The organism is Vibrio sp. 10N.286.49.E11 (assembly GCF_041469505.1).
GTDB classification, from domain to species: domain Bacteria; phylum Pseudomonadota; class Gammaproteobacteria; order Enterobacterales; family Vibrionaceae; genus Vibrio; species Vibrio crassostreae_C.
The window spans coordinates 76,444-93,132 of the sequence record NZ_JBFRKQ010000034.1 but is presented as its reverse complement, the minus strand read 5'-3'; the positions used below and the strand labels follow the sequence as shown (position 1 = coordinate 93,132).

At 44.8% G+C, this 16,689-nt stretch carries 16 protein-coding genes; 8 read left to right on the top strand and 8 right to left on the bottom strand.

Annotated elements, in window-relative coordinates:
• Positions 1-64: 64 nt before the first annotated feature.
• The 3 genes from AB4167_RS07420 to AB4167_RS07410 are packed head-to-tail and all read left to right on the top strand — an operon-like array spanning position 65 to position 3,019.
• Complete coding sequence (locus AB4167_RS07420; protein ID WP_017062033.1) at positions 65-1,084, top strand: glycosyltransferase family 2 protein; 1,020 nt, start codon at positions 65-67, stop codon at positions 1,082-1,084.
• On the top strand, positions 1,081-2,568 hold the full coding sequence (locus AB4167_RS07415; protein ID WP_372136362.1) for an ArnT family glycosyltransferase: 1,488 nt from the start codon (positions 1,081-1,083) through the stop codon (positions 2,566-2,568). Before AB4167_RS07420 ends, AB4167_RS07415 begins: the two co-directional genes overlap by 4 nt.
• On the top strand, positions 2,555-3,019 hold the full coding sequence (locus AB4167_RS07410; RefSeq protein ID WP_372136361.1) for a GtrA family protein: 465 nt from the start codon (positions 2,555-2,557) through the stop codon (positions 3,017-3,019). The genes AB4167_RS07415 and AB4167_RS07410 overlap by 14 nt, the downstream gene beginning before the upstream one ends.
• 110 nt (positions 3,020-3,129) lie before the next feature.
• Here the strand turns inward: AB4167_RS07410 and AB4167_RS07405 are convergent, their stop codons facing one another.
• On the bottom strand, positions 3,130-5,487 hold the full coding sequence (locus AB4167_RS07405) for a YgiQ family radical SAM protein (RefSeq protein WP_136982019.1): 2,358 nt from the start codon (positions 5,485-5,487) through the stop codon (positions 3,130-3,132).
• Between the two features lie 237 nt (positions 5,488-5,724).
• Here AB4167_RS07405 and AB4167_RS07400 point away from each other — a divergent pair, with 237 nt between their 5' ends.
• Together AB4167_RS07400 and AB4167_RS07395 are read left to right on the top strand one after the other, a co-directional pair.
• On the top strand, positions 5,725-6,405 hold the full coding sequence (locus AB4167_RS07400) for a hypothetical protein (RefSeq protein ID WP_017062029.1): 681 nt from the start codon (positions 5,725-5,727) through the stop codon (positions 6,403-6,405).
• Positions 6,406-6,537: 132 nt separating this feature from the next.
• Positions 6,538-6,738 carry a DUF4250 domain-containing protein gene (locus AB4167_RS07395; RefSeq protein ID WP_004736508.1) on the top strand — a complete coding sequence of 67 codons (201 nt, stop codon included), beginning with the start codon at positions 6,538-6,540 and terminating at the stop codon, positions 6,736-6,738.
• Between the two features lie 139 nt (positions 6,739-6,877).
• On the opposite strand, the gene AB4167_RS07390 is transcribed toward AB4167_RS07395, so the two are convergent.
• On the bottom strand, positions 6,878-7,789 hold the full coding sequence (locus AB4167_RS07390) for a LysR substrate-binding domain-containing protein (protein WP_017063530.1): 912 nt from the start codon (positions 7,787-7,789) through the stop codon (positions 6,878-6,880).
• 280 nt (positions 7,790-8,069) lie between these two features.
• Between AB4167_RS07390 and metE the strand changes: the two genes are divergently transcribed.
• Positions 8,070-10,433, top strand: a complete 2,364-nt coding sequence (gene metE / locus AB4167_RS07385) for a 5-methyltetrahydropteroyltriglutamate--homocysteine S-methyltransferase (protein ID WP_372136360.1) — start codon at positions 8,070-8,072, stop codon at positions 10,431-10,433.
• Positions 10,434-10,525: 92 nt separating this feature from the next.
• On the opposite strand, the gene AB4167_RS07380 is transcribed toward metE, so the two are convergent.
• The 6 genes from AB4167_RS07380 to AB4167_RS07355 form a co-directional block, all read right to left on the bottom strand.
• Positions 10,526-10,921 (bottom strand): GspS/AspS pilotin family protein, encoded by a 396-nt coding sequence (locus AB4167_RS07380; RefSeq protein ID WP_017062026.1) that lies wholly within the window; start codon positions 10,919-10,921, stop codon positions 10,526-10,528.
• A gap of 1 nt (position 10,922) precedes the next feature.
• Positions 10,923-11,219, bottom strand: a complete 297-nt coding sequence (locus AB4167_RS07375) for a YciI family protein (RefSeq protein WP_136982017.1) — start codon at positions 11,217-11,219, stop codon at positions 10,923-10,925.
• A 194-nt stretch (positions 11,220-11,413) separates the two neighbouring features.
• Positions 11,414-11,812 (bottom strand): acyl-CoA thioester hydrolase YciA, encoded by a 399-nt coding sequence (gene yciA / locus AB4167_RS07370; RefSeq protein ID WP_009846426.1) that lies wholly within the window; start codon positions 11,810-11,812, stop codon positions 11,414-11,416.
• Between the two features lie 188 nt (positions 11,813-12,000).
• On the bottom strand, positions 12,001-12,567 hold the full coding sequence (locus AB4167_RS07365) for a septation protein A (RefSeq protein WP_017061509.1): 567 nt from the start codon (positions 12,565-12,567) through the stop codon (positions 12,001-12,003).
• A gap of 133 nt (positions 12,568-12,700) precedes the next feature.
• Positions 12,701-12,949, bottom strand: coding sequence for a hypothetical protein (locus AB4167_RS07360; protein WP_017069991.1), 249 nt, complete (start codon positions 12,947-12,949; stop codon positions 12,701-12,703).
• Between the two features lie 285 nt (positions 12,950-13,234).
• On the bottom strand, positions 13,235-14,122 hold the full coding sequence (locus AB4167_RS07355) for a LysR substrate-binding domain-containing protein (RefSeq protein ID WP_136982016.1): 888 nt from the start codon (positions 14,120-14,122) through the stop codon (positions 13,235-13,237).
• A 181-nt stretch (positions 14,123-14,303) separates the two neighbouring features.
• On the opposite strand from AB4167_RS07355, the gene hisC reads away from it, so the two are divergent.
• Complete coding sequence (gene hisC, locus AB4167_RS07350) at positions 14,304-15,446, top strand: histidinol-phosphate transaminase (RefSeq protein ID WP_136982015.1); 1,143 nt, start codon at positions 14,304-14,306, stop codon at positions 15,444-15,446.
• Between the two features lie 10 nt (positions 15,447-15,456).
• The gene (locus tag AB4167_RS07345) at positions 15,457-16,230 is read left to right on the top strand and encodes an ABC transporter substrate-binding protein (protein WP_136982014.1); all 774 of its coding nucleotides are present in this window, start codon (positions 15,457-15,459) and stop codon (positions 16,228-16,230) included.
• Positions 16,231-16,689 lie beyond the last annotated feature (459 nt).

Below are 16,689 nucleotides of genomic sequence, written 5' to 3'. Positions count from 1 at the left end.
ATAACATAACTTTCACTTATGGGAGGGTAGGTTGGCTTCAGATTAAAAAATAGAAGAACGTATTATGTCTGAACTTCATATTAGCCGCCCTAAGATATCTACATCGCAGATCAATCCTGCGGTCTCTTTGTCTATCATTGTGCCTTTTTACGATGAACAAGAGGTATTGGAAGAGTTCCACTCTCGCCTTACCAAGGTGCTTGATAGCTTACCGATCACGAGTGAGATTGTTTATGTCGACGATGGCAGCAAAGACAACAGCTTGGACTTGGTGAGTTCATTCACTTCAATCAACAGCTCAATCTCGGTGATTGGTTTAAGCCGTAACTTTGGTAAAGAGTCAGCCATGAGTGCTGGCCTTGAGCATTGCCGAGGACAAGCGGTGATCTTGTTAGACGCAGACCTGCAAGATCCGCCGGAGCTGATCCCACAAATGGTTGCCAAGTGGCGCGAAGGCTATGACGTTGTGAATATGCAGCGCAGCCAGCGTGATGGTGAAACGTGGTTTAAGAAGTTTTCAGCGGCGAGCTTTTACAAAGTCATGAATGTGGCTGCGAAAATCGATGTTCCTGAAAATGTCGGTGATTTCCGACTGTTAAGCCGAGAGGTTGTCGACCATATCAACCAACTGCCTGAACGTAACCGTTACATGAAAGGCATCTTTTCATGGCCAGGTTTTAGACAAGCAACGATTCAGTTTAAGCGCGATGCTCGCTTCTGTGGCGAGACGAAATGGAACTACCTGAAACTCATCGGATTGGCGATGGATGGCATCACATCATTTTCTATCCGCCCACTGCGTATTGCGACGGCCGTTGGTGGATTAGTGGCGCTTACCGCTTTTGTGTATGGCGTCTTCATCGTGTTCAAAACCATGATGTTTGGTGAGCCTATTACTGGCTACCCATCCATGATGGTGGTTCAACTTGCCCTTGGCGGCATTCAACTTCTGAGTATTGGTTTAATGGGGGAATACATAGGTCGTATTTTCATTGAAACCAAGAACCGCCCTTTGTATCTGATTCAATCGGTGGTCGATACCCCAGCATTAAAAACACATTTTAAATTAGAGGAGTCAGCATGAGCCTGAACCGAACGCACCTATGGTATTTGTTGGCTTTTGCATTGGTTCTAAGGCTCTTATCTCTGGCGACATACCCTTTAATGGATACTACGGAAGCGCGCTATGGAGAAATGGCTCGCTTGATGGTAGAAACCGGCAATTGGTTAACCCCTCAATTTGATTACGGCATCCCTTTCTGGGGTAAACCACCGTTGTTCACATGGATGAGTGCGGCTGGGATTGAGCTGTTTGGTTTGAGTGAGTTTGCTGTGCGTGCACCACACTGGCTAGCAGGTTTTGCGACGATTCTGTTGGTTGCATACATGGCTAAGCGTACCGGACAAAGTGCCTTGGTGGCGGCTGTGGTATTGGCGACATGTGGGATTTTCTCTATTGCGGCGGGTGCTGTGATGACCGACATGGCGTTAACGTTAGCGATGACCATTGCCATGTTAGGTTTTTACCTATGTTGGTTAGGAGGAGAGAGTTGTAAGGGAGAGGGCAATGCGAAGACTAATCGGTCTTGGGGTTATGTTGGTTTCATTGGTTTAGCATTAGGCTTGCTGGCAAAAGGGCCGGTAGCGATTGTGATTATGGGTATCGCCGTTTTCCCTTGGTTAGTATTGCAACATGGATTTTTTTGCGCTTTTAAAGTGTTATGGCAACGCTTTCCACTGTTGTCAGGCTTAGGCGTGATGCTAGCGATTGCTTTGCCGTGGTACATCATGGCTGAAATGGCAACACCGGGTTTTATTGATTACTTTATTGTTGGCGAGCACTTTAAGCGTTTTGTTGTGAGTGGTTGGGAGGGCGATTTATACGGTTCTGCCCATGACCAAGCAAGAGGCATGATTTGGATTTTCTGGATTCAAGCGGCTGCGCCGTGGTCGATTGTGTTGCCTATTTTGACTTTCGCCCGTCGTAAGAAAATCGCAGAAGTTAACGCTGAACATAGTGGGTTGTTTTCATTCCTTGTGTGTTGGTTGGTCTCTCCTCTAATTCTTTTCACTATGGCGGGTAATATTCTTCCAGCTTACGTCCTACCGGGTATTCCAGCCCTTGGCTTGCTGGTGGCAACGCTTGTGGTAGAAAAAGATAAGAAGTGGTTCTCGAGTGTGGCTTTGGTGCTACCTGTGCTGTTAATGATTGCGATGGTCTACCTCAACCTAGGCAAAGCGAATGAGAAAAGTGACCGTATTATCTTCGAGCAGATCACGGATGAAGCGCCGAGCTTTTACATCGGTAAACGACCGTTCTCTGGGCAATTTTACAGTCATGGACAAGCGAAAAAGCTACTTGATGTTAAACAGTTAGATGGTATCGACAAGTTCTATCTGATTGGTAAAAGAGCGGAAGTGGAAACCAAGATTAAAGACAATGCGTTGACCTGTATTTTAGAGCCGACGGTGAAGATCAAGCGCGCTCTATTTAGTTGTCATAGCCAAAACATCAAACCAAATCTATCGTTGAGCCATATTCGAAGTGATGGCGATGTTCAATTTTAACTCGTCATCGAGACTGTTTAGCCACAAGTTCGACGTGCTAAACCAAAAACTACAACCTCATCATAAGATGATTAAATTCGCTATGGTGGGGTCGGGTGGCTTTGTTGTCGATTGTGCCGTGTTTGCGTTGCTGCATTACGTTATTGGGCTGCCGTTAATGAGTGCTCGAATTGGCTCTTTCATCGTTGCAGCAACGACAACCTGGTTTGGAAATCGAGTGTTGACCTTTGAATTCAAAGGGCAGGGGAATTGGTCCGAAAAGCTGATTCAGTGGCAAAAGTTCATGTTTTCAGCATCGATATCGGCGATTCCTAATTTGCTGTGTTTTAAGTTGATGACTGAATTGCTGCCTGCATTTACTGGGGCTGTGTTTATCGCAATGGCCGTTGGTATCTTGGTGGGCATGGTCACTAACTATTTGTTTAGTCAGTATTGGGTCTTCACCCGTTAAGCTCTCTTGCAATCAATTAGCCAAGTGAAAACTGGTACAGCCACAAAAAAGCGCAGCTATATAGCTGCGCTTTGTGTTTTTACGATAGCGAAGTAAATTGGCTCGCGATATTAGCGTTGTGCTGCGCGCTGGCGGTTCTTGCCGTTGCCAGCAGGTTTGCCACTTTGACCATTACCTGCTTTGTTGCGGTTTCCGCTGCCATTGCCTTGTGATTGACCACCAGGACCTTTCTTAATGAAGCCAGTCGCTGGTTTACGACCATTGCCATTACCGCCACCTTGGCTACCGTTGCCGTTAGCAGTCGGCTTCTTGCCACCCGGTTTCTTACCAGAGTGGTTACGTGGGCTTTCGCCACCAAGACCTGGCTGAGACTTACTGTGCTTAGTCGCAAAGCGCTGTGAACCGTGACGACCAGATTTACGACGTTGTGCCGGTGTTTGTGCATCAAAGTCTTCTGCTGGTACTAGGCAGTTTGCTTTGTCACCAATTAGGTGCTGTTTACCCATGCTGATCAGTGCTTCACGGATGATTTTCCAGTTTTCAGGATCGTGGTAACGAAGCAGTGCTTTATGCAGACGACGTTGACGATCACCTTTCGGTACAGGAACATCTTCACGCTTCTTATATTTCACGCGTTTCAGAGGGTTGGTCTCTGAGTAGTACATCGACGTTGCATTACACATTGGTGATGGGTAGAAGTTCTGTACTTGGTCACACTCGTAGTTGTGCTTTTTCAGCCACATTGCAAGGTTAAGCATATCTTCATCTTCTGTGCCCGGGTGAGCAGAGATGAAGTAAGGAATTAGATACTGTTTCTTACCGGCTTCAGCGCTGTACTTCTCGAACATCTCTTTGAAACGATCGTAAGTGCCCATGCCCGGCTTCATCATCAGGTCCAGTGGGCCTTTTTCAGTATGCTCTGGAGCAATCTTCAAGTAACCACCAACGTGGTGAGTCACAAGCTCACGCACGTATTCTGGAGATTCAATCGCTAAGTCGTAACGTACACCAGAAGCGATCATGATCTTCTTAACGCCCGGCACTTTTCTCGCAGAGCGGTACAGGTCGATGGTGTGTTGATGGTCTGTGTTTAGCTTTTCACAGATTTTCGGGAACACACATGATGGACGACGGCAGTTAATTTCTGCTTTTGGATCTGAACAACCTAAACGGTACATGTTCGCCGTTGGACCACCTAAGTCAGAAATAGTACCGGTAAAGCCCGGTACTTTATCTTTAATGTCTTCGATCTCATCCAAGATAGATTCTTTCGAACGGTTTTGAATGATACGACCTTCGTGCTCTGTGATTGAACAGAAAGAACAACCACCAAAACAACCACGCATGATATTAACCGAGGTTTTGATCATGTCGTATGCTGGGATTTTCGCTTTACCGTACATCGGGTGAGGAACACGCTTGTAAGCAAGGCCAAACACGTAATCCATCTCTTCTGTAGTCAGTGGAATTGGCGCTTGGTTAACCCAGAGCTCACGATCACCGTGACGTTGAATCAGAGCACGACCCGAGTACGGGTTTGTCTCAAGGTGCAGAATACGGCTAGCGTGAGCGTAAAGAATACGGTCATTGTTTAGCTTTTCGTAACCTGGGATACGAACTGCTGTAGTTTTTGCATCGTGACGAGAAGGGCGAATAGTAATAGGCTGCGCTTTTACTTCTTCTTTTTCGTCTTTGGTATCACACTGAGTTTCAACTTCGTATGGGTTAACGGGAACATACGCTTTGTTCGGCTTTTCGATACGAGAAGAGTCAATGATTTTGAAGCCTTCAGGCGCTGCTGGAAGATTGATAGCAGTACCGCGGATATTGGTTAGTGTAGACATGTCTTCGCCGTCGGCAATGCGATGTGCCACTTCAACCAGTGCACGTTCAGCGTTACCAAAAAGAAGAATGTCGGCTTTTGCATCAAACAATACAGAGCGACGAACTTTATCCGACCAGTAGTCGTAATGAGCCACACGACGCAAGCTTGCTTCAATACCACCAAGTACGATTGGCGTGCCTTTGTAAGCTTCACGACAACGTTGAGAATAAACCAGAGTTGCACGGTCAGGACGCTTGCCACCTTCATTGTTTGGTGTGTAAGCATCATCGTGACGTAATTTGCGATCAGAGGTGTAGCGGTTGATCATGGAGTCCATGTTACCCGCTGTGATGCCGAAGAATAGGTTAGGTTTACCTAGCTTCATGAAGGCATCTTTATTGTCCCACTTTGGTTGAGCAATAATGCCCACGCGGAAACCTTGAGCTTCAAGCAGACGGCCGATGATAGCCATACCAAAGCTCGGGTGATCGACATACGCGTCACCAGTTACAATAATAATGTCACAGCTATCCCATCCAAGAGCATCCATCTCCTTTCTACTGGTAGGCAAAAAGGGTGCAGTTCCGTAGCACTCGGCCCAGTATTTTTTGTGTTCGTGAATAGGAGTGATATCGCTGTACATATTTCAACCTCTGATTTTTGAGGCGGGAATTATAGCGGCATGAGCCTAGACTAGCCAGTAGAACATGCCCCTGTTAGTTCTGGTGTCTTTCGTCTTTTTACGGTAAATGGCGACAAAAGAACCATACAACAGCATAGTTGAAGCCTTGAATAACGTCGCTAATTTGTGATTTTGATTAGTGTTCGCAGCAGTTTTTGATATTATTCGCGAAAATAAGTCTGAAGAAGTAGATCCACAATGGTCGAAACGTTATTAGTACAATTTGCTCCGATGCTTTTAGGAGCCCAACTGATCTTAACCCTCATCTTGGTGAAAGGGGATATTTGTCCGGGGCAGCGTGGTCGTATCCACAAGATGTTACCTGCGATTGGCGTGCTGTGGCTTGCCGTTGCCTCAGTAAAAATTGAAGCCTTTCTGGTCGTGTTTGCGATCTTTTATTTCTATTCTCAAGTTCAAACTAAGAAGACACGCGATTCTGGCCCTATTTGGGTGATGTACTTAGCTTGTGGTTTGGCATTGTCTTACGTTGCTATCCAAGCGACGGAACAAGCAACTACCGTTGGTATCATCACTACTGTATTGCTAGTGGCACTGTTAGGCTCAGCGTTTGGCCATTTACTGCTGACGATTGCAAGAACACGCTTACAGGCATTTCACCGTGTTCTGCCTGTTGTTGGTGTTTTGACGGGCATGTTGGTGGTTTTGGCAACAGTCGTGAGTGTCTATTCTTTGTCTGAAGCTCAACTAGAACCAGTGATTTCAACGCTACTGTTCAGCTTTGCTTTGCTAATCTCAGCTATCGTGGTGTGGTGTTGGCATCTACTGTTCGTTAAAACCCCGGAAAAACTTCAACTGACGGTTTCGTTACTGATGTTATTGGCTGCGGCTGTGGGTTTAACGCCAGTGTGGGCACTTTAATCGCGCACTTTCATTAATTCCGTGCGCTCATTAATCACGCATTCTCTTTAAGAAGTGTGATCAGTTTTTTAGCATGGCCTTGGTAAGCGTTCTAAACTTAATTTTAGTCGGTGTGTTCGTAAGGAGTACGAGATGGATTTAAGCAACGTCAAAGGTTTCGATAGCATTATCTTGCTGGGAATCGTGAATGAGAAACTTCGCCTAGAGTGCGATAGCTTTGAAGAGCTGATCAGTATGTATGAAATGGATATAGAAAGTGTCGTGGGCAAGCTCGATATGCTTGGCTATCAATACGACCCATTGACTAACCAGTTTAAGTCTTATCCAAGATAGTCTATTTTCGCGAATCAACAGATATCGAAAATCATCGATACTGAAACTAAAAAGTCACAGATTACCTGTGACTTTTTTTGTTTCTGGCGTTTGCCTTTCCGATTTAATACAGGCTTAAGCTAGCTCAATAATGAACCTCTTAAACGACCTCAATACCATCTAAGTGACTCTTACTCTGCTGTCTTGCTGTGCTAAAGAAAGCCTGTAGGTAACGTTTGTCTTTTTCTGAGTTTCTTACTGCGGCAAACAGTCTTCTTGAAAGCCCTTTACCTAACGGTTTGCTGGCTATCAAACCTTGTCTTGAGAACTCACTGATCGCCCAATTTGGTAATGCCGCGACACCTAATCCTGCCGATACCATTTGCACCAACATTAAGGTGTTGTCTGCTTGTTTCCACTTCTTAGGTTCTACACCTGCTGGTTGCAAAAAGTGCTTCACTACGTCTAAACGCTGCTTTTGAACTGGGTAGGAGAGCATAGTGAGATCGCTAAGATCTTGCGGTTCAATGCTCGCCTTTTCTGCCAAAGGTGAGTTGATTGCGGTGATCAAACGCATCTCAAAATCAAAGAGTGGTTCGTAGTGAACCTCAGAGCGAGGCTGTATATCAGAGGTGATCACCAAATCTAGCTCGCCTGCCATTAGCGCGGGTAGCGGCTCAAACCCAAAGCCTGACGAGAAATCTAGCGTTACGCTTGGCCAAGCCACTTGATATTCCTTCAAAGCAGGCATTAACCATTGGAAGCATGAGTGACATTCAATCGCCATGTGCAAACGACCATTCACATCCTCTTTCAGGCTCGCGAGTTCGTTCTCCGCTTTAGCTATTCTTGGCTGTATCTCATCGGCAAGCCTAAGCAAAATCTCACCTTCAGAGGTGAACTTAACTGGTCTAGTTTTACGTAGGAAAAGCTGACCACCGATACGCGCCTCAAGGTCTTTCAGTTGGTGAGAAAGCGCCGACTGAGTCAAGTGAAGAGAAGTTGCCGTCGCTGTTAGCGAGCCGCTGTCTCTTAAGGTAGTCAATGTTCGAAGGTGTTTAAGCTCTATCATGAGTTTTCCTCATATTCCCTAAGCCAATTCAATATTTCTTAATAATCACCCTACGGGGTTTTCTTTCATTTGTAAACGTCTAGATGTCCAGATGGATTTAATTTTTCAGCTTTAGATTATTCAAGATGAATATTTTTAATAAACAAGATGAATATTTGGACGTTGTTCATCGTTCAGATTAGGGAGATAGTTTAGCCATCTAGACGCCTTGTAAAGAACTTAAACCATAAGCTAGGCAGTTTGATCGAACACTAAAAATTATTGAATAAGGAACAGGTTCATGACTACGACAACGCATATTTTAGGCTACCCACGTATCGGCGAAAAACGCGAACTCAAATTCACTTTAGAAAAATACTGGCGCGGTGAGATTAACCAATCAGATTTAAAGCAACTCGGTAGCGAACTAAGAAATCGTAACTGGAATGTACAAGCTAAGGCGAATCTAAGCTTTGCAACTGCGGGTGACTTCGCATGGTACGACCATGTTCTAACAACGACGTTACTTCTAGGTCATGTACCTGAGCGTCACGCTGGTGGATCAGAAGGTGAAAAAGCCTTCCCAGATTTAGATACCTTGTTCCGCGTTGGTCGCGGTCAATCTCAAACTCAAATACAATCTCAAAGGCAGCCAACTTGTTGTGGCGCTAAGCATGGCTCTGAAAGCGCTAAAGATGGTGCAGCAGCATCAGATATGACGAAGTGGTTCAACACTAACTATCACTACATTGTTCCTGAGTTCAGTAAAGACGACACCTTTGAAGTGAGTTGGCCACAACTGTTTGACGAAGTGAGTGAAGCGATTAAAGCGGGGCATAAGGTGAAGCCAGTTCTTCTAGGCCCATTATCTTATTTATATCTCGGCAAGGAAGTAGAAGAGGGCTTTGACCGTTTAACTTTGCTTCCACGCTTGCTTACCGCTTACCAAGCGATTCTGGCAAAACTGGCCAAGTTGGGCGTTGAGTGGGTACAAATCGATGAACCTATCCTTTCTCTGGAACTTGAGACTAAGTGGGCAGATTCATTCAAATTGGCTTATCAGGTGATTCAAGGTGATGTGAAGCTACTCCTTACCACGTACTTTGATTCTGTGACTGACACGTTAGATAAAATCATGGAACTGCCCGTCAACGGCTTACACATCGATTTGGCTGCCGCACCCCAGCAACTCGATCAAGTGGTGAACAAGCTACCTGAAGATTGGGTGCTTTCTGCAGGAGCAATCAACGGACGCAATGTTTGGCGAGCAGACTTAGCCGCGCAGCTTGAGTTGCTGCAACCAGTGAAAGAAAAGCTAGGCGATAAACTATGGGTCGCAAGTTCATGTTCATTGCTGCATAGCCCAGTCGACCTTGAGTTAGAAGAGACGCTTAGCGAAGAAGTGAAGAGTTGGTTTGCCTTTGCAAAACAGAAAGTCACTGAGGTGAGCTTATTGGGTGCGGCGTTAGACGGCGACCAAAATGCCATTTTAGCGTGTGAGACGTATAGCCACCCGATTGTTGCACGCAAGAGTGCAACTCATGTGAATAAGCCGCAAGTTCAAGCTCGTATTAACACGATAACTAAAGCGCTAGCAGAGCGCACTGCTCCATACGCAGAACGTGCCGCGCACCAGTCTGAGGTGTTAGGCTTACCGCTGTTACCAACCACAACCATTGGTTCATTCCCACAGACAGGCGAGATCCGTGTTCAACGTAGCGCTTACCGCACTGGCAAACTGAGTGAAGCGGAATATAACACTGCATTGAAAGGCCATATTGCGGATGCCGTTAAACGTCAAGAAGCACTGGATTTGGATGTGCTTGTTCATGGCGAAGCTGAACGTAACGACATGGTGGAGTACTTTGCAGAAAACCTAGCAGGCTTTCAAACCACTAAGTTTGGTTGGGTACAAAGCTATGGCTCACGCTGCGTGAAGCCGGCGGTTGTGGTCGCGGATATAGAGCGTGAGAAGCCGATGACCGTAGAATGGTCGACCTATGCCCAATCTCTGACCTCGAAGCAGATGAAAGGGATGCTGACAGGCCCAGTCACTATCTTATGTTGGACATTCCCACGTGAAGACATTTCACGCAAAGAGATCACTAATCAATTGGCATTTGCGCTGCGAGATGAAGTGTCTGATTTGCAAGACGCGGGCATCAACATTATCCAAATCGATGAACCAGCGATTCGTGAAGGTCTGCCATTGAAAAAGCGCGACCACGCAGAATACCTAGAGTGGGCGGTCGATGCCTTTAAGATCTCAGCGGCAAGTGCTAAACCAGAAACTCAGATTCATACCCACATGTGTTACAGCGAGTTCAACGAGATCATTGATTCAGTAGCCGCGCTAGATGCCGATGTGATTACCATTGAGACTTCTCGCTCGAACATGGAACTGCTGAAAGCATTTGAAGAGTTCAACTACCCGAATGCGATTGGACCTGGCGTTTATGACATTCACTCACCAAACATCCCGTCAGAAGAGTGGATTGTTGATTTACTTAAGAAAGCGGCAGAGAAAATTCCAGCGGAACGTTTGTGGGCAAACCCTGATTGTGGGCTGAAGACACGGAACTGGGCAGAGACGGAAGCGGCGCTGACTAACTTAGTTTCGGCAACTAAAGCACTGCGTAAAGAGTGGGAATCAACCGAGGCATAATTCAGCTTAGGATTTTGATTGCTTCATAAAACAAAGGCCTCGCATTTGCGAGGCCTTCTGGTTTTATACTTGTTCGAATCTCGAGCTAGAATCTAGCTGCTGCTCTGACACGTCTCTTTGCTGATCAACTTCTCAACCATCAGTTGTCCGCGAGTGTTGCGAATCTTGATGTTGTAAGCCAAGCCCATATCAAGGTTTGCTCTCACTTCAGAGTTGGTGCAGTAGCTATTCACACTCATGTCTACAACTTGGTTTAAAGGCTTAGCACCTTTTGCATCTTGGTTGTAGATCATCATGATTTCGATAACCGTGTTTTTTGCTAGCACGCGCATGACCGACAGTGGGCCATACTCAATCGGCAGGCCTGCAGATAAAACGCCAGCTCGGTGCTGCGCCATCATCTCTAGCTGTCTTTGTTCGTCTTGCTCACTTGAAGCACAGCCTGCAAGCAGAGCTAAAGCCAGTGAGCCAATAATCCATTTTTTCACGTTAAAATACTTTCTTGAATGGTTTTACAATCACATTTTGGTAAACGCCAGCATCAATGTACGGGTCTGCGTCTGCCCATGTCTGTGCATCTTCTAAAGAATTAAACTCAGCAATCACAGTCGAACCTGTGAAGCCAGCTTCACCAGGGTTATCTGAGTCAATGGCTGGCATTGGGCCTGCTGTTAACAGTCGGCCTTCATCGTGAAGTGTTTGTAGGCGTTCTAGATGTTGTGGGCGAACACTTAGGCGTTTTTCTAATGAATTTTCGACGTCTTGAGAAAAAATCACGTACCACATATTGAGATATCCTTATTTTACTTCACTAAATTGGGGCGTTTAAATTCGCTATCTTGCTAATTTACGCGAACTAATTGGTATTGGAAGGACTAATGATAAGAAATTGTGAATTGGTGCGGGAGAGTGAGAAGGTCTTTAGCATTTTTAATCGAAATGGCTAAAGACCTTACAGTGCGATAGGGCTGTCGAAAGTCCTATTTATTGATAGAGCGAGGCTTGCCACTTTCATCAACTGCCACGTAATTGAACGTCGCGCCACACACCTTGTAACGGTCGCCGATGCCGTGATCAAGTACAGGCTTAACCCATACTTCTAGGTCGATATTCATCGAGCTACGACCAATTTTAGTACAGTCACCATAAACGCACACCACATCACCTACTGAAACCGGCTGTTTGAACTCGATACTCGATACTGAAACCGTGACTATCTTGCCGTTAGATATCTCTTTTGCCAGTATGCCGCCAGCAAGGTCAAGCTGTGACATTATCCAACCACCGAAAATCTGGCCTGCTGCATTTGTATCAGAAGGCATCGCTAATGTGCGAAGAAGTAAAGAACCAATCGGGTTCAAAGTTGATTGAATAGTCATTGTCGTACTCTTAATGGTATTGATTGTTTTATATAAAAATAGATGTGTTTACGAGACTCGTGGTGGTCCAATTTTTAACGTCTTCACCGAACACAAATAATCAGCGGCCAATGATCACGAGTATCATTGGCCAATCGCATATTGATAATAATTGTATCAAATAGGGTATGAGGACTCATCCCTAAGGGCTATTTCTCGTCGGTATTTTTATCCGTTAACTCTTTCTGCTGGTCTTTTGGTAGATGCTTATAGATATAAACACCAGTGAGCAAGGTGAAGAGCAAGGTCGCGATGAGTAGACCAAACACTTTGAAGTTGACCCAAACATCCAACGGTAGGCTGAAAGCAACGTAAACGTTGAGAACGGCACATAGGGTAAAGAACAGCGTCCATGCCCAGTTGATCTTGCCCCATACCGAATCAGGCAGTGTGATCTCTTTGCCTAACATACCTTTAATCGCTGATTTGCCCATGATGTGACTGACCGTCAGGCCAATCGCAAACAGTGCGTAAACGATGGTGACTTTCCATTTAATGAAGTTGTCGTCGTGCAAGAAGATGGTCATGCCACCAAATACGGCAACCATTAGAAAGGTGATGACCTGCATTTTTTCGACTTTCTTGTAGATGAAATAAGTCAAAATAATTTGAACTGCAGAGGCAACGATCAAAGCGCCGGTCGCGGTATAGATGTCGTACATCTTATAAAGCGCAAAGAAAATAATGAGAGGAATGAAATCAAGAATTTGTTTCATGAGACACTGACTATCCAGTTAGTTGAGTTGCTGACAGTCTAACGAAAACTGTCTCGATGCTAAATAGCTCGAGACAATTGGGTGCCAATTAATTCAATCTAACCACTCATCGTGTTTAAAGAGTTGAAGCAGGTTATCGCATTGACGAGGTTTGATAGCGAGGTATCAGCTTTTTGATATCTTCAAGGTAACCTTCGCTCTTTAAGCTGTCTAAGGTGTTTTCGAGCTCTTGCTCACTCATGGCAAAACATGTCGATTTACCGGTCGTTAAGTCGAGATACTCGTGATATTCACGCTCTGTGAAGTGGCCAATTCTGTCCATTAATAGGGTTTTAATTCCATGGTGAATCAAGCCGTAATACGTATGTCTTTGTAAGGTCATAGCCTATCCTCCGTGACAAGCTGCAGTGAAACTGGTGCAACCTGCTGTATATTGGTTGGGTTATCTATGACAAAGCAACTCGAATGCCATTTTCTCCAACGGAACAGAATAAATTCCCGGCTAAATAGAATTGAACTTCTTTTCAAATAGTTAAAGGAAGGTACGTTCTATTCTCTGACAATCAATACGAAACAGACATCAAATAGTTTCATTTTGAGAACGGAAAAATTCTCATTATGACGCTCTCCTGCCGCTTATAAAGAGGCCTACCAACAATGATTGCCGCTAATCGACGAGCCAATCAACAAGCGTAGATAAGGATGTATTTTGTCGATTCTTGGGTTGCAGCAAGAAGTAACCATTTCCAGAGAAAACACTGCCTTCACTCACTTTTACCAATCTACCTAAATCAATATCTTGCTTGGCCAGTGTGATGTCGCCTATGGCAATGCCAAACCCTTGAATGGCGGCGTTCATAGCTTGATCGAGTGTCGCGAATTGTTGGTTGTTCTTGCTTGAAAGGTCGTGGCTGCCTATGTGCTCTAACCAAAGTCGCCAATCACTTTGCTCATTGTTAGCGTGTAACCAAGTGTATTGAGCGAGCTTGTGTGGCTTGATGATAGTAGAAGCGCTACTTACAAGATGGCTCTGTGTAATGCTTTGTGCTTGGCAAACGGGCGCTAGCTGCTCGTTAAACAATAATTGGCTGATAATCGATTGTTGGTTTGGCTTCTTACCATAGGTAATTACGGCGTCAAACGGATCAAAGCTTGGTTCGAAGACGTGCTTGATGGTCGACGTCAGTTCGACATCAATTTCAGGATAGGCTTGCTGAAAAGACATCAACTTAGGTAGTAGCCAAGAGGTAATACAGCTCGGTGCGTTGAGTTTGATCTTAGACGGAGAGCTAGCCACTTGATTTAGAGCCGATTGCAGCTGATGAATCGTTCTTTGTATCAGGGGAACCAGTTCTTCTCCTTTCGGCGTTAAAGACAATCCGCGAGCATGGCGATAGAAGAGATCACAGCCAAGGCTTTCTTCAAACGACAATACCTGACGACTCACTGCACCTTGCGTAACATTGAGCTCATGTGCCGCGCGTGTAAAGTTGAGGTGCCTTGCCGTAGACAAAAACGCGAGCAAGGTTTTGGTTGAAGGAAGTGTGCGATTCATATCTTTACCTATGACTTTTTATCATGGCTATTATGTGATTATTTCGATTCATTTATCAATAGTGTTCTGTTTGAATGTAAATACTTAATCATCATTTGTGATTCAATATGTGTATAAGTCACATTTTTTGAATATGAAGGCAATGATGAAGACGTTGTGATTTTGTGAAAGGGATAGCTTCTTGACATCTTTTATTGATAGCTTAGTGCCTCAGGCTGTAAAAAAATTAATACCTTATCAATCGGCAAGAAGAATTGGTGGTGATGGACGTGTCTGGCTAAACGCCAATGAATTGGAAAGCTCGCTGTTTCAAGGAGAAGCAAGTCACAACCGATACCCAGACTTCTTACCACAAGATATTGCTAAGGCTTATCAAGATTACTGTAGTACCGATGCCGCGACTGTGGCTGTTCGTGGTGCAGATGAAGCGATTGATTTGCTGATCAGAACATTCTGTAAACCGGCGTGCGACAACATACTTATCTGCTCTCCAACGTATGCGATGTATGAGTTTTGCGCTGATGCATTGGCGATTAATACCTTGGACTCTCCATTGCAGGAAGACTTTAGCCTTAACGTCACTGATATTGTGAACAAAGCGAAGTTGGCTAATATCGTGTTTCTTTGCTCACCAAATAACCCAACGGGCAATGTGATTCCTAAATCGGATTTGATTCAGGTACTGGAAGGCACGACTGGAAAGTCGCTAGTGGTCGTCGATGAAGCGTATATCGAGTTTGAACCACAAACGTCAGCTGTGAGCCTTATTGAGCGTTATCCGCATTTGGTAGTGATTCGCACCTTGTCTAAGGCGTTTGGACTGGCTGCGGTTCGATGTGGCTTTATCTTAGCGAGTCAAAATGTGATGCAGTATGTCGCGAAGCTGATTCCACCTTATCCGATGCCGGATTGCTCATCGCAAATCGTGTTAGACGCTTTGTCTGATGAACGAGTCTCAGTGATGCAAGATGCGACGCAGAATCTGGTTGAGCTGCGTAACTGGTTTGCTTGTGAGTTAACGCAGTTTGATTTCATCGAGTCTGTTTACCCTTCATCGACAAACTTCATTTTGCTGCGTCAAAAAGCTGGGCATCAAGTGTTCAGTGTCTTGGCGAAGGACGGCATTGTGACAAGGAACCAAAACCATGAACCGGCTTTGCGTAACTGTGTTCGAATCAGTATTGGTAGCCAAGAGAGCATGCTAGAAGTGATAACGTCACTAACACGTTACCAAACCGAATTAGAACAGAGTCAACAAGGCAAACACATTCAACAAGCTCAACATAAAGAAACTCAATCTCAACTCGATAAAGATCATATCTAGGATGGCAATGATGAAAAAGATAATACTAGGACTCGCTTGTGCGGTCGCTTTACTTGGTACAACGGTACAGGCGAAAGAAATCCGTTTGGCGTCGGACTTTACGTATCCGCCATTCAACTATAAAAACAGTGACGGTGTGCCTGTCGGGTTTGATATTGAGATAGCTGATGCTTTGTGTGAGCAAGCTAAACTCGATTGTACTTGGGTTTCACAAAGCTGGGACTCGCTAATTCCAAGTTTGTTGGCAAGAAAGTCAGATGTGATTATGGCTTCGATGCGTATCACCGAAGAGCGTAAGCGTAAAATCTTATTTACTGATAAGTACTACCAAACTCCAGCCGTGTTTGTTGCGGCTAAAAGCGCGGAGTTCAGCGTTGATGAGGCTGGCTTAACGGGCAAAACCATCGGTGTTCAGCAGGGTACGATTCACGATCGCTACGTAACCGACAAGTTTGGCGATGTGGCAAACATTAAGCGTTATACCGGCCAAGATGAAGTTTACTTGGATCTGCAAAATGGTCGTCTAGATCTAACCTTCGGCAACTCAGATCAACTGTCATTGGCTTTCTTAGATAAGAAAGAAGGCGAGGGCTTTGAGTTCAAAGGTAAAGCAGTAACCGATAAAGCCTACATTGGCGAAGGTACGGCGTTAGCACTAAGAAAGCAGGATTCAAAACTGGCTAAACAATTCAATGCCGCGATTGAAGAGATCAGAGCGAACGGTACTTACGACAAGATCGCCGCTAAGTACTTCACGTTTGATATTTATGGTGCTGATTTGTAATTCGTCTAACGCCTAAAAAACTAGACCACCAAAAAATCCGAGGGCTGTGAGGCTCTCGGATTTTTGTTACAAACAATTCGTCCTAGTAAGATTCCCACCGTTGTCTTTATCCCTGCTTATCCACTCTTGTTCCATACGCTCAGCCTAAAACCTTACCTCGACCACCTCAGAAATCGCAGTTCACGACTCGCTTTTTCAATCGATGAGACCTTCTTTGTCGTGCTCCATAACTGAATTTAATGTCTTAAAATAACATAAAAATATCGGTTCTTTTTTTGCTAAGAGATTGTTCTTAAAGCAGTTGAAAGTAATCGAAATTCCCAAAAAATCCAAAGTAGGGCTGCTTAATAGTCTAATTAGTCCCAAATATGATTGGTATCACAATCAATTAGGTTCTCAGGCCAATAGATGAACCTTAGCTCACAAAACATACATATAGTATTGTAATACAAAATCTAT

What these genes read in the sequence shown, in the direction of transcription:
- AB4167_RS07400 (WP_017062029.1), top strand. Translation starts at nt 5,725, where the DNA reads ATGGTCGAAACGTTATTAGTACAATTTGCTCCGATGCTTTTAGGAGCC.
- yciA (WP_009846426.1), bottom strand. Translation starts at nt 11,812, where the DNA reads ATGACTATTCAATCAACTTTGAACCCGATTGGTTCTTTACTTCTTCGC.
- AB4167_RS07405 (WP_136982019.1), bottom strand. Translation starts at nt 5,487, where the DNA reads ATGTACAGCGATATCACTCCTATTCACGAACACAAAAAATACTGGGCC.
- AB4167_RS07390 (WP_017063530.1), bottom strand. Translation starts at nt 7,789, where the DNA reads ATGATAGAGCTTAAACACCTTCGAACATTGACTACCTTAAGAGACAGC.
- AB4167_RS07345 (WP_136982014.1), top strand. Translation starts at nt 15,457, where the DNA reads ATGAAAAAGATAATACTAGGACTCGCTTGTGCGGTCGCTTTACTTGGT.
- AB4167_RS07355 (WP_136982016.1), bottom strand. Translation starts at nt 14,122, where the DNA reads ATGAATCGCACACTTCCTTCAACCAAAACCTTGCTCGCGTTTTTGTCT.
- AB4167_RS07395 (WP_004736508.1), top strand. Translation starts at nt 6,538, where the DNA reads ATGGATTTAAGCAACGTCAAAGGTTTCGATAGCATTATCTTGCTGGGA.
- AB4167_RS07415 (WP_372136362.1), top strand. Translation starts at nt 1,081, where the DNA reads ATGAGCCTGAACCGAACGCACCTATGGTATTTGTTGGCTTTTGCATTG.
- AB4167_RS07365 (WP_017061509.1), bottom strand. Translation starts at nt 12,567, where the DNA reads ATGAAACAAATTCTTGATTTCATTCCTCTCATTATTTTCTTTGCGCTT.
- metE (WP_372136360.1), top strand. Translation starts at nt 8,070, where the DNA reads ATGACTACGACAACGCATATTTTAGGCTACCCACGTATCGGCGAAAAA.
- AB4167_RS07375 (WP_136982017.1), bottom strand. Translation starts at nt 11,219, where the DNA reads ATGTGGTACGTGATTTTTTCTCAAGACGTCGAAAATTCATTAGAAAAA.
- AB4167_RS07420 (WP_017062033.1), top strand. Translation starts at nt 65, where the DNA reads ATGTCTGAACTTCATATTAGCCGCCCTAAGATATCTACATCGCAGATC.
- AB4167_RS07360 (WP_017069991.1), bottom strand. Translation starts at nt 12,949, where the DNA reads ATGACCTTACAAAGACATACGTATTACGGCTTGATTCACCATGGAATT.
- AB4167_RS07410 (WP_372136361.1), top strand. Translation starts at nt 2,555, where the DNA reads ATGTTCAATTTTAACTCGTCATCGAGACTGTTTAGCCACAAGTTCGAC.